Source organism: Actinomadura syzygii (assembly GCF_008085905.1).
Taxonomy (GTDB): Bacteria; Actinomycetota; Actinomycetes; order Streptosporangiales; family Streptosporangiaceae; genus Spirillospora; species Spirillospora syzygii.
This window is the reverse complement of sequence record NZ_VSFF01000007.1, coordinates 92,112-104,253: the sequence shown is the minus strand read 5'-3', so window position 1 is coordinate 104,253 and position 12,142 is coordinate 92,112. Positions and strand designations below refer to the sequence as shown.

The 12,142-nt window shown below is 72.5% G+C and carries 9 protein-coding genes; 3 read left to right on the top strand and 6 right to left on the bottom strand.

The genetic code is table 11. From position 1 onward, the window contains the following. Window positions 1-17: 17 nt before the first annotated feature. The 4 genes from FXF65_RS18385 to ychF all read right to left on the bottom strand — a co-directional run bounded on the left by FXF65_RS18385 (window position 18) and on the right by ychF (window position 6,368). A complete protein-coding gene (locus FXF65_RS18385) occupies window positions 18-3,305 on the bottom strand; it encodes a TcpE family conjugal transfer membrane protein (RefSeq protein WP_148351202.1) in 3,288 nt (1,095 codons plus the stop codon). Window positions 3,306-3,356: 51 nt separating this feature from the next. Beyond that, on the bottom strand, window positions 3,357-3,644 hold the full coding sequence (locus tag FXF65_RS18380; RefSeq protein ID WP_067896330.1) for a hypothetical protein: 288 nt from the start codon (window positions 3,642-3,644) through the stop codon (window positions 3,357-3,359). Between the two features lie 60 nt (window positions 3,645-3,704). Further along, window positions 3,705-4,742 (bottom strand): conjugal transfer protein, encoded by a 1,038-nt coding sequence (locus tag FXF65_RS18375; RefSeq protein WP_148351201.1) that lies wholly within the window; start codon window positions 4,740-4,742, stop codon window positions 3,705-3,707. Between the two features lie 534 nt (window positions 4,743-5,276). After that, on the bottom strand, window positions 5,277-6,368 hold the full coding sequence (gene ychF, locus FXF65_RS18370) for a redox-regulated ATPase YchF (protein ID WP_148351200.1): 1,092 nt from the start codon (window positions 6,366-6,368) through the stop codon (window positions 5,277-5,279). 153 nt (window positions 6,369-6,521) lie between these two features. On the opposite strand from ychF, the gene FXF65_RS18365 reads away from it, so the two are divergent. Then, window positions 6,522-7,919: a DNA recombination protein RmuC gene (locus FXF65_RS18365; RefSeq protein WP_148351199.1), complete on the top strand. Its 1,398-nt coding sequence runs from the start codon at window positions 6,522-6,524 to the stop codon at window positions 7,917-7,919. 56 nt (window positions 7,920-7,975) lie between these two features. Beyond that, window positions 7,976-8,539 carry a DUF6542 domain-containing protein gene (locus tag FXF65_RS18360; protein ID WP_246198903.1) on the top strand — a complete coding sequence of 188 codons (564 nt, stop codon included), beginning with the start codon at window positions 7,976-7,978 and terminating at the stop codon, window positions 8,537-8,539. Between the two features lie 10 nt (window positions 8,540-8,549). Here the strand turns inward: FXF65_RS18360 and FXF65_RS18355 are convergent, their stop codons facing one another. Beyond that, the gene (locus FXF65_RS18355; RefSeq protein WP_148351198.1) at window positions 8,550-9,515 is read right to left on the bottom strand and encodes a 4-hydroxy-3-methylbut-2-enyl diphosphate reductase; all 966 of its coding nucleotides are present in this window, start codon (window positions 9,513-9,515) and stop codon (window positions 8,550-8,552) included. A gap of 318 nt (window positions 9,516-9,833) precedes the next feature. Between FXF65_RS18355 and FXF65_RS18350 the strand changes: the two genes are divergently transcribed. Next, on the top strand, window positions 9,834-10,769 hold the full coding sequence (locus FXF65_RS18350; protein WP_148351197.1) for a DUF8129 domain-containing protein: 936 nt from the start codon (window positions 9,834-9,836) through the stop codon (window positions 10,767-10,769). A 64-nt stretch (window positions 10,770-10,833) separates the two neighbouring features. Here FXF65_RS18350 and FXF65_RS18345 read toward each other — a convergent pair whose 3' ends face one another. Then, complete coding sequence (locus FXF65_RS18345; protein WP_148351196.1) at window positions 10,834-12,129, bottom strand: MFS transporter; 1,296 nt, start codon at window positions 12,127-12,129, stop codon at window positions 10,834-10,836. Window positions 12,130-12,142 lie beyond the last annotated feature (13 nt).

Below are 12,142 nucleotides of genomic sequence, written 5' to 3'. Positions count from 1 at the left end.
ATGCCCGCGAGGGGCGCTCATCGGGTGGCCTCCTGCTCCTGCTGGAACTCCTGGTAACGCTCGGGCACGACGGTGAAGCCGCCGGCGACCACGCCGGCGAGGGCAAGATAGGCACGGCGCGTCGGCGTCCGCAACGACTTCAGCTCGTTGCGCGGCGCGCGGTCCATGCTGAGGTGATCGTCCCACGGGATGCGCACCAGCGCCCGGCATCTGCCGCGCGCCACGGCCTCCGCCTGCTCAACGTCGTCCATGCTGCGGCGGCTCACCCCGTTGATCACCGTGACCGCGCGGGACCGGAGCTCCTCGTAGCCGTGGCCGTCCAGCCACTCGAACGTCATCGACACCGCGCGCGGCGCGTCGGCGCTCGCCGGGGCGACGAGGACGAGCTGGTCGGCGTACGGCAGGACGCGCGCGACCACGGCGGCCGCCGCGTCCAGCAGGGTCACCGAGTAGAACCGGTCGAGGGTGCGGATCGCGAGCGCGTAGTCGCGGTCGTCGAGCGCCTGCAGCGGGTTCTTGCCCGCCGCGATGACGTCGAGGCCGGACTTCGCCTGCGAGGTGTAGCGGCGCATCGCGGTCAGGCTGCCGACCTGGTCGGCGCGGGTGATGAGGCCGGTGAGCGTCTCGTTGGTGTCGCTGCGCGTCCGGCGGGCGAGCGCGCCGGGGCCCGGGTTCACGTCCACCGCGACGATCGGCTCGCCGTTGTGCTGGGCGAACGTGTGGCCGAGCATGAGGCCGGTCACCGTCTGCCCGGCGCCGCCGGTGCAGCCGAGGACGACGATGTGCCGCGTCCCGTGGAACGGCTGCTGGAGCCGCTGCTCGTAGTCGGCGTCGACGTCGCCGTGCCCGCCGCCGACCGCGTGGAACAGCCGCCGGAGCCCGCCGCCGGTGACCTCGTGCTCCGGGTCCGGCGGGGTGATCGCCGGCCCGGACTGCGGCGGCGCGGGCGGCGGCGGCAACGGCCGTGGCCGCACGGGCGACGCGGGCTGCGACCTGACCTCCCGAGGCGGCGCCTGCTCCCCCACCGCCTCTACCGGCTCCTGCGGCTCTTGCTCCTGCTGCGGCGGCTCCTGGGTGGACGGCCAAGCGGTGTGTTCCGCCGCGGCGGGACGAGGCGGGTTCGACAATCCCTGCGACCACGGCCGCGGCTCCATCCGCGGCGGCTGCTGAGGAGCCTGCCCCTGTTGAGGGGCCTGCCCCTGTTGAGGAGCTCGCGCTTGCTGAGGAACCTGTCCTTGTTGAGGGGTTTGCGCCTGCTGAGGGGTCTGCGGCAGTTGAGACCCCTGCGCCTCTTGAGGACTCTGCGGCAACTGAGGGCTCTGCGGCAGCTGAGGAGACTGCCGCAGCTGAGGGGTCTGCGGCAACTGGGGTGTCTGCGGCAGCTGCTGCTCGGGCGGCTGCGCGCCCTCGCCGTTCCGCGGACGGGCTCCGAACGCTCCCGGCACGACCGGGATGTCGGGACGCGTGGCGGGCGGCGCGGGCGGCGAAGGCCGCTGCGACGGTGTGCGCTGTCCGGCGACCTTCTTGTCCCCGGCCTCGCCGTTGGACGCGCTCTTGGCATTGTCCTGCCCGACCGGCTGCTCGCCCGGCTCCCCGGACTCCTGCCGGACGTCCCGCCGCGTCTCCCCCGCCGACCAGACCTGCGGGCCACGCCCGCCAACCCGCACATCCCCCGGCTCTCCAGCGGAACCGGTCCCACCTTCACGGACGCGCTCCCCTTCCAGGGACCCGTCCGCCGCTCCGGCAACACCCCTGACCCGCTCGCGCACACCCTCCGAAGGCGTCCCCGCCGAGTCATCCTGAACACGCCGCCCAGCGTCCGCCCCCAACGGGCCTTGAACACCGGCCTGCCCAACGGCACCGGCCTCGTCACGCTCGGCTGACGCCCCTGCGCCTTCCGGCCACCGCGACCTGGCGCCCTCGGCAGGCTGCCGAGAAACGCCCAACCGCTCAACAGCGCCAGCGCCATCACGCTCACCCGGCGCACCAGCCGACCTCACACCTTCCGCAGGCTGCTGCGAGTCGCCCGGCTGCTCAATGGCGGCAGCACCATCCCGCTCGCCTGGCGCACCCGCATCCGCCGACCTTGGGGCTTCCGCAGGCTGCTGTGAGAGGCCCGGCTGCTCAGCAGCGGCGGCACTGTCACGTTCGGCTGGCGTGGTTGTGCCTTCCGGCCAGCGTGTCCTGGTTTCTTCGGCGGGGGTCGGTTGGGCGTGTTCGGGTGGCCCGTCGTCGTGGACGGGGGGCTGGGCTTCGGGCGGCTGGGTGTCCGCCGGTTGCGTCGGGCCGGGGATCGCGGGCGCGTTGGCGTGCTCGCGTGGGACGGCGTCCTCTTGCTGCGTGGGGCCGGGGAGAGCCGGGGGCTCGGGAGTCTGGGGGTTCGGCAGGAGTGCCGGGGGCGGGGCGGGGGCGTGGGGGGTCGCGTTGGCGATCTCTTCGGCGGCGCGGCGGACGTCCGTGCGCGGCGCGGGGGCCTGGCGCGGGACGTCGGGGGCCGTCGCGGGCGGGGCGGCGGCCTGCCAGATCTCGGCGGGGGCGCCGGGGCGGCGGACGCCGGAGGCCAGGGCGCGCTTGCCGGAGCCCGCGGGGGCCTCCAGCCGGGGAGCCGCCTGGGGCTGCTCGTACTCGGCGGGGGCGAGCTGCACGTCGTCCTCGTGCGAGATGTCGCGGGTGGTGCGGCGCCACGGCTTGGGCGCGGCGGGGGCCTCGGCGGGGGCGGGGACGTCGCGTTGGGCCGCGTAGTCGCCCAGGGACGGGGGCGCGGTGGCCACGGCGGGGCGCGGCACCAGCGCGGGCACGGCGGGCGCGGGCTCGGCGACCGCGGCCGGCTGGACGGCGGCGGCGGCGCGGGCGGGCGCCGGTTCGGCGGCGGCCTTGCGGCCCCTGCGGCGGGACTTGATCGCGGCGCGTTCCGCGGCGGCGACCGGGGCCGGGGCGCCCGCGCGGCGCCAGACGCGGGCCACGACGACGACCTCGCGCGGCTCCCGGATCGGGGTGAGGCGGCACCAGGTGCGCGGCTCGGTGAGGTAGCGGCTCTGGGAGAGCAGCAGCTCGGTGAGCCGCTTGCCCTCGATGACGGGCCGCGTCGCCAGCCAGGTCAGCACCCCCGGCGGGACGATGTACAGCACGTGCCACGGGGACTCGAACGGGATGCCGACGACCCTGAGGAGCACGATCCAGGGCACGAACACCCCGAGGAACACGCCGATCTGGACGAGCGGCAGCGGCATGGGCAGCCGCAGGTCGTACAGCTTGTACAGCCGCTTCTCGATGCGCCAGATGTTCGTGTACGTGGGTAGATCCACGCCCCTACTCCCCTAACTGCGCGAGCACCGTGCCGCCTGCCGACCTCGCGGTCAGGTGACGTCCACGCCGAGGGCCTTGGCTATCGCCTTGGCCGTGGTCTCGATGATGTTGGGCACGTAGAAGATCACCCCGATCCCGATGGCCAGCACGATGAACTGGACGAAGCGCGTGATCTCCCGGGTGAACAGGAAGAAGATCGCCACAATGGAGACGATCACCAGGAAGAGCGGACCGAATATCTGGCGCAGCCAGTCGGCGAGATCGTCTGTTTTTAGTTCGTCGTTCTCGGGCGCCGCCAGAATTTCGTGTGGAATCGACGCCATGATGTGGTGCAGCATCGACTGGCTACCTTCCTAGGTCGGCGGATTCGGGGGTCGGCTTCTTCAAATCGCGGCCTTTCATGATGCGTTCGGTTGCGTGGTGCCGCGAATGTCGCGCACGAGCCACGTCGCGCCCTTCTTGACCATGACGAGCTGGTAGGCCTGCTCCAGTTCGCCCCCGCCGCCGCCGGCGGGCTGCCACACGACCGTCGCGGTGACGGTGCGCTCGCCCGCGGACCCCTTCGGCGCGACGACCGACTTGACCTGCACGAACGCCACGGAGTTGGCGAGCCCCGGAATGGTCGCGCCGTCGGCGGAGAAGCGGGACAGCGCGGCCTGGTTGCCGGTCGCGTACTCCTGGAAGAAGGTGCCGAGGAACGGCTGGAGTTCGCCTTCGAGCGCGGTGTCGCGGTCTTGCACGCCGCCCTGGGGAAGCCGGGCCTTGGTGGGCGGGGGAAGCAGCGCGGGACGGGCCGACACGACCAGCGCGCCGCCGTTGTCGGCGTACACGGGAACGGCGAGCCGGAGCCACTTGTCGGCGGTGCGGGCGAGCAGCGTGACCGTCGCGTTGTTGGCGTCGCGGGCGTCCACTCCGGCCACCTGGACGGACTGCACCTGCATCCGGCCGACACCGTTCCAGCCGAATTGGGCGTCGGCGCCGTCGGGCAGGAACGTGCGCAATTGCGCCTCGCGGGCGGGCGCGCCCTTCTGGTCGTAGTTCAGGTAGACGTTGGCGAACTGGATCGCGAACGCGCCGGCCGCGCTCGTCGGGAACCCGGCGCCGCGGGCGGGCTTCGCGCCGGGCGTCGCCGTCCCGCCGGACCCGCCGGACGAGTCGTCGGAGGTGAACCGTTCGAGCGGCGCGCGGACGCCGTTGACCAGGATGACGATGATCAGCGCCCAGAGCACGGCGCGTCCGGCCCAGACCCACCAGCGGCCGCCGGACCCGCCCCAGCGCCCGCCGCGCCGCCCGCCGCCGCCCGAGCCGCCGCGGCGCCGGTCGCCGCCCGGCAGGTCCCACGGGTCGGCGGAGGAGGCGAGCGCCCGGCCGGGCGCCGCCGTCTCCTCGACAACGGCGGTGTCACGGCCGCGTCCCGCGGCCGACCTGCGAGCCATCCTGCCTCCGCTCGCGCCTCGCCCCCGGTCGGCGCGGTCCTGTGTGCCTGCTGGTGTATGCCTGGTCGTGTGTGCTTGGTCGTCCTGCCCGGTGGCTTTTCTGAACCCACCTCGGGCCCAGGGTAACCACGAGCGTCAATTGTTCCAGCGCATCGCAGCGAAGCACAGCCCCGGCACGCGGTTGTGGATAATGCAATCCACCTCAGCAGGAACGGGGAAGATTGCCAAACGGTGACGATCCCCTATCCGGGCCTCCGAACAGTGCGCAGGTCAAGGATCCGGACAAGCGGCACGAGTCGGCTGTCAGTTGCTCACCTGGTGTCGCCCACGACCGCAATCTGTTTCCGAAAGAAACCGGCATTGTGTCGGATTCGGGACGATTTCCGGCAGAACTCCCAGCTCAGCGGCCCCGTGAGGCATCATGGGACACCGGGCGGAGTCACCAGGCCCACAGGACCCACGAGAACCGTCTGTAGCCAAAATCACAGAGGTCACGCGCCTGCCCAGAAACGAGAACCCGGACGTCGAAGACGCTCAGACGTTGAAGCGGAACTCGACGACGTCGCCGTCCTGCATGACGTAGTCCTTGCCCTCCATGCGGACCCTGCCCGCCGTGCGGGCGGCGGCCATCGACCCCGCCTTGGTGAGCTCGTCGAACGACACGACCTCCGCCTTGATGAAGCCGCGCTGGAAGTCGGTGTGGATGACGCCCGCCGCCTCGGGCGCGGTGGCGCCCTTGGGGATCGTCCAGGCGCGCGCCTCCTTGGGGCCCGCCGTCAGGTACGTCTGGAGGCCGAGGGTCGCGAACCCGATCCGGACGAGCTGCGACAGCCCGGACTCCTCCTGGCCCATGCCCTGCAGCAGTTCGAGGGCCTCGTCGTCCGGCAGCTCGATCAGCTCGGCCTCGATCTTGGCGTCCAGGAAGACGGCCTCGGCCGGGGCGACCAGGTCGCGCAGGCGCCCGCGCAGCGCCTCGTCGGTCAGCTCGCTCTCGTCGAGGTTGAAGACGTAGAGGAACGGCTTCGCCGTGAGCAGGTGCAGCTCGCGCAGCAGCTCCAGGTCGATCCCGGCGGCCGCGGCGCCCGCGAACAGGGTGACGCCGTCGTCCAGCAGCTTCTGCGCGGCGGTGACGGCGTCGACGACGGCGAGCTTGTCCTTGTCCTTCTTGGTGCGGGCCTCCTTGTCGAGGCGCGGCAGCGCGCGCTCGATCGTCTGGAGGTCGGCGAGGATCAGCTCGGTGTTGATCGTCTCGATGTCGCGGGACGGGGCGACGTCGCCGTCCACATGGGTGACGTCCGGGTCCTCGAAGGCGCGGATGACCTGGCAGATCGCGTTCGTCTCGCGGATGTTGGCGAGGAACTTGTTGCCGAGCCCCTGCCCCTCGGACGCGCCCTTGACGATGCCCGCGATGTCCACGAACTCCATCGTGGCCGGGATGATCTTCTGCGAGCCGAACAGCTCCGCGAGGACGCCGAGCCGCGGGTCGGGCACCCCGACCACGCCGACGTTGGGCTCGATGGTCGCGAACGGGTAGTTGGCGGCCAGCGCGTCGTTCTTGGTCAGCGCGTTGAACAGGGTCGACTTGCCGACGTTGGGCAGCCCGGCGATTCCGATGGAGAGGCTCACGGCCGCAAGTTTATGGGCGTCGGCGAACCTCTCGGGCTGCCCGGAACCTCCGGCGGCCCGCGGGAGGGTGAAGGTTGGGCCAAATGTCCTGGGACGGGCGGCGACACGGCGCGTCGCGGCCGCCGATCGGCGCGGCGCTGCCACGATGAGGCGATGGACGTCGCGCTGTTCGCCGGTCTCCTCGTGGGCGCCGTGTTCGGCGTCGTCGCCGGGTACGCGCTCGCGACGGGCCGGCAGGGCGCGCTGATCGCGCGGGCGCGGGCGGCCGAGGAGAAGCTCGCCTACGCCGAGGAGCGGATGGCCGAGCACTTCGAGAGCCTGTCCGCGAAGGCCCTGGACGCGAGCAACCAGCGCTTCCTCGAACTGGCCGACGCGCGCCTCAAGGCGGCCGGGGTCGAGGCGGCGGGCGAGCTGCAGCGCCGCCAGCAGGCCGTCGAGCACCTGGTCGCGCCGCTGAAGGAGACCCTCGCGAAGGTGGAGGAGCAGCTCCGCGAGGTCGAGACGGGCCGCCGCGAGTCGCACGCGATGCTCGCGAAGCAGGTCGACTTCGTCCGGCAGAGCTCCGACCAGCTCAGGCGCGAGACGCAGTCGCTGGTCCGGGCGCTGCAGCGGCCGGAGGCGCGCGGCCGGTGGGGCGAGCTCCAGCTCCGCCGCGTCGTCGAGCTCGCCGGGATGACGCACCACTGCGACTTCGACGAGCAGGCCAGCGCGGCGACCGCCGACGGGACCGTCCGTCCGGACATGGTGGTCCGGCTCGTCGGCGGCAAGAACATCGTGGTCGACTCCAAGGTGTCCCTCGCCGCGTACTTGCAGGCCGCCGAGAGCGGCGACCCGGTGCGGTTGGACGCGCACGCCCGCCACCTGCGCGACCACGTCGACCGGCTGGCGGCGAAGTCGTACTGGCAGGCGTTCTCCCCGGCGCCGGAGTTCGTCGTCCTGTTCATCCCGGGCGAGGCGTTCCTCGCGCCCGCGCTCGACCGCGACCCGGCCCTGCTGGAGTACGCGATACGGCGGCGCGTCCACATCGCGACGCCGACGACGCTCATCACCATGCTCCGCACCGCGTCGTACGCCTGGCAGCAGGCCGCGCTCTCCCGCAACGCCCGCGCCGTCTTCGAACTCGGCAAGGAGCTGTACGAGCGCCTGGGGACGATGGGCCAGCACGTCGACGACCTCGGCCGCGCCCTCACCGGGGCCGTCAAGTCCTACAACCGGACGGTCGGATCGCTCGAAACCCGCGTACTGGTCAGTGCGCGCAAACTGAACGAACTCGGCGTAGTGGACGACGGTCTGCACGGCCCGTCCCCCGTCGAAGAGAGCCCGCGCGCGCTCTCGGCCGCCGAACTGAGCGCCCCCGACGAGCCGTACACCGATGAGAAGGAGGACGGCGAGAACCCCGACGAGAGCTGGTCCCGATCTGCTCCCGCCGCGGAACCGATAGGTTTCGGCGAGCGGGCCATCCCCGAGCAGAACGATCGGCGAACGACCCATGAGCGGAGCGAGCCGGGGGGCACGGACAGCCGTCCCCCCACCGGGAAGAGGTGGCCATGAGTTCGACCACGGTACGCGGCGCGCCCGGCGGCGCATCGCCGGCTCCAGGGGGTTCAGTGGGACGTGAGCGCGGCGCCTCCGGATCGCCGCGGCGGGCCCGCGCCGCGGCCGCCTCGGCGGGCGGCCCGATCGCCCTCACCGGGCGCGGCGGGATCGTCGTCATGTTCGTCGTGGGCGTCGTGTGCGGGCTGCTGTCCCGCTGGCTCGGCGTGCCGCTGCTCGCCGGGGGCGGGTTCGCGGTGGGCTGCGCGCTGGCCGCGTTCGCCACCCGTCCGGCCGACCTGCTCACCCTGGTCGTGAGCCCGCCGCTGGTGTTCTTCGGCGCCACCGTCCTGGTCGTCTTCGCCGACACAGTGGGCGACGGGTCGCTGCTGCGCGGCGTCACGGTCGGGGTGCTCACGGCGCTCGCGGCCACCGCGCCATGGCTGTTCTTCGGGACGGTCCTCGTCGTGGTCATCTGCCTGGCCCGCGGGCTGCGGACGAACATCCGCGACCTGCGGGAGAAGCTCGCCGGGTTCCGCCTCTTCGAGAAGGAGGAGAACGAGAACCCCGTCCGGTGGGACGAGTCCCCCGGCGCAGGGCAGGACCGCCGCCGCCTCCACCACGGCGACGTCGATTAGCGCAACCGGGTCAGACCGGCGTGATGCGCAGGTCCTTGCGGAGCTCCTTGGGCAGCGAGAAGCGCATGCTCTCCTGGACGGACTCGATCTCCTCCGCCTCGCCGAACCCGCGCTCCGCCAGCCACGCCAGGACGTCCTGGACCAGCTCGTCCGGGACGGACGCGCCGCTCGTGACGCCGACCGTCGTGACGCCGTCCAGCCAGGCCGGGTCGATCTGCTCGGCGTAGTCGACCAGGTAGGCGTCGTCGGCGCCGTGCTCCTTGGCCACCTCGACCAGCCGCACCGAGTTGGACGAGTTCGTCGACCCCACCACGATGACGAGCTGGGACCTCGCCGCCATCTCCTTCACCGCGGTCTGCCGGTTCTGCGTCGCGTAGCAGATGTCGTCGGACGGCGGGTCGGTCAGGTTGGGGAACCGTTCACGCAGCTTCTCGACGGTGGCGATCGTCTCGTCGACGGACAGGGTCGTCTGCGACAGCCACGCCACCTTCTCGGGGTCGCGGACGTGCACGTTGGCGACGTCGTCCGGGCCGTCCACGAGGTGGATGTGGTCAGGGGCCTCGCCGGTGGTGCCGATGACCTCCTCGTGCCCTTCGTGCCCGATGAGCAGGATGTCGTAGCCCTGGGCGGCGAACCGGACCGCCTCCTTGTGGACCTTGGTGACCAGCGGGCAGGTCGCGTCGATCGTCCGGAGGCTGAGGCCCTGGGCCTCCTCGTGCACGACGGGCGCCACCCCGTGCGCGGAGAACACCACGATGGCGCCCTCGGGGACCTCCTCGGTCTCGTCGACGAAGACGGCGCCGCGCTCCTCCAGCGTCTTGACGACGTGGACGTTGTGCACGATCTGCTTGCGGACGTAGATCGGGGCCCCGTACTTCTCCAGGGCGATCTCGACCGCCTGCACGGCGCGGTCGACGCCCGCGCAGTAACCACGCGGCTTGGCGAGCAGGACACGGCGCTGGCTGTTCGCGGTCATGCCCCCATCGTACGAGTCGCCTCACGGGCTTCGCGCGGCACGGGACGTAGGGTGGAGACGGGCGTCCGCCGCCGTTGCCGCAGCCTGGCGGGCGGTTCCAGCGGTTTTGTGGGGACGTGTCCCGAGCCGGGAGGCTCCGCCGGGCGGCCGGGGCGCCCGCCGTGTGACTCACCGCACGCCGCTTTTGGACACAAATCCAGTAACCCCGGGGTGACCGCCATCGCACCCATGGGGCAGAGTGAACGTCGACGAGAGATGCCGCGTGACCCGGCGCACGACCCGACCCGGTGCTCAGCACGGCAGGGAAGAGGAAAGACGATGACGAGATCGCCGCGCCGCCTCAAGGAGCAACTCCAGGACACGGTGGGCGAGCAGGTCCGCGACCTCCCGCTGCACGCCGTCCGGCTCGCGATGTTCGGGGTCGGCCGGGCGCTCCTGCTCGGCGACCGGGTCACCCGCGACTACAAGGAGATCACCGAGGGCGGCGGCGTCCGCCCGGTGCTCGACCGGCTGCGGGACGACGTCCAGGGCACGGCCGAGAAGGTGGTCGGACGCGTGGTGGAGCACGTCCGCGGCGACGAGCGCGAGCCGGAGCCCGCCCCCACGACCGCCCCCACGGCCACCCCCACGTCCGCGGCCGCGCCGCGCGCCAAGGTCGCGGAGCCGCCCGCGCGGCCGAAGCCGAAGCCCGCCGCGCGACCGTCCACGGACGAGATCTCGGTCGGCAAGCCCGGCGGTGGCGCCAAGGCCGGTTCCAAGGCGGGCGAGACGGCCGGGACGGGTGCCGCGGGAACGCGACACACGCCGAAGCACGCGCGTCCCGGCCCGCCGCCGAAGCCCGCGAAGCCCGGCGCGCTGGGCAGGCACCACGCGAAGCCCGCGCCGTCGCCGGAGCCCGCCGAGCCGAAGCCGGAGCCCGCGCCGCAGGCCGAGCCCGCCCCGTCCCCGAAGGCCGCCGACAAGGCTTCAAAGCCCGCCGACAAGCCCAAGGCCGCTGACAAGCCCAAGGCGGCCGAGAGCGGGGCGAAGGCGGAGGGCAAGGCCGCCGGGAAGGCGAAGGGCGCGGGTGAGGCGGCGAAGCTGCCGGTGCCCGACTACGACAACGCCACACTGCCGCAGCTCCGTGCGCGCCTGCGCGGCCTGTCCGCCGACCAGGTGAGGCTGCTGCGCGAGTACGAGCGCGAGCACGCCGCCCGCGAGGACGTCGTCCGCATGTACGAGCGCCGCATCGCGAAACTGAACGGCCACGGCTGAGCGGCGCGAGCGAAAGCGAAAAGCCCTGGGACGGAGCGTCCCAGGGCTTTCGCATGAATGAGGGTCAGGCCGTGGCCGGAGCGTCCTGGAAGGCGTGGTCGATGTCGACCCGGTCGAGGGCGTCCAGGTGGCGGCGGCGCACGGCGAGGATCCCGATCGCGACCGCGCAGCAGGCGGCGCCGACGAAGTACGGGACGTCCGCGTTGACCTTCTCGGCGAGCTTCGTCGCGATGTAGGGGGCAAGGGCGCCGCCCATCCAGCGGACGAAGTTGTACCCGGCGGACGCGACCGGCCGCGGGCTGTCGGAGACCTCCATGGCGGCCTCGGTGAACGCCGTGTTGTTCATCCCGATCGGGATCCCGGACAGGATCGTGCAGACGATGATCCCGTCGTGCCCGAGGACGGCGAGCCCGAGCTGGAACACGATCAGCAGCCCGAGAGCCAGGTACATGACCCGGACGGTCCCGAGCCGCCGCTGCAGGAACGGCGCGCCGAACACCGACGCCAGCGCCACCATCACGCCCCAGCCGAAGAACACGAGCCCGATGCCGTGCGCGCCCATCCCGAGGACGAACGGCGTGAACGCCAGCACCGTGAAGAAGGCGTAGTTGTAGAACAGCGCCGTGAACGCGGTCGTGGACAGCCCGCCGTGCGCGAGGGCCCTGATCGGCGCGCTCAGCCGCGTCTTCTGCGCGGGTTTCGGCGTGGGCTTGAGCAGCGTGGCGATCAGCAGGAAGCCGGCCGCCATCAGGATCGCGGTGCCGAAGAACGGGAAGCGCCAGTTCATGTCGCCGAGCAGCGCCCCGGCGAGCGGCCCGAGCGAGATGCCGAGCCCGAGCGCCGCCTCGTACAGGATGATCGCCGACTCCGCCCCGCCTCTGCCTCCCGAGGGGGGACTACCCCCCGCACCCCCCGGAGCGCCTCCGGCGCTGTCGGAGGCCGCGCCGACGATGACGGCGAGCGCGGTCGCGACGAACAGGGCGTTGCCGAGGCCCCACCCGGCGCGGAAGCCGACGAGCTGCCCGACCGTGTCGGACGTCCCGGACAGCGTGGCGAACACGACGACGAGCGAGAGCCCGATCAGCAGCGTCCGCTTGCCGCCGATCCGGCTGGCCGCCCAGCCGGTGATCAGCATGGCCACGGCGGTGATCAGGAAGTAGCTGGTGAACAGCAGGGACACCTGGCTGGGCGAGGCGTCCAGGTTCGCGGCGATCGCGGGCAGGATGGGGTCGACCAGCCCGATGCCCATGAAGGCGACGACCGCGGCGAACGCGGTCGCCCACACCGACATCGGCTGCCTGAGGATGCCGCCGCCCCTGGGCGTGGCGCTCTGCGCCGCTGCCGCGGGCCTCGCGTGCATGGACACCTCCGTC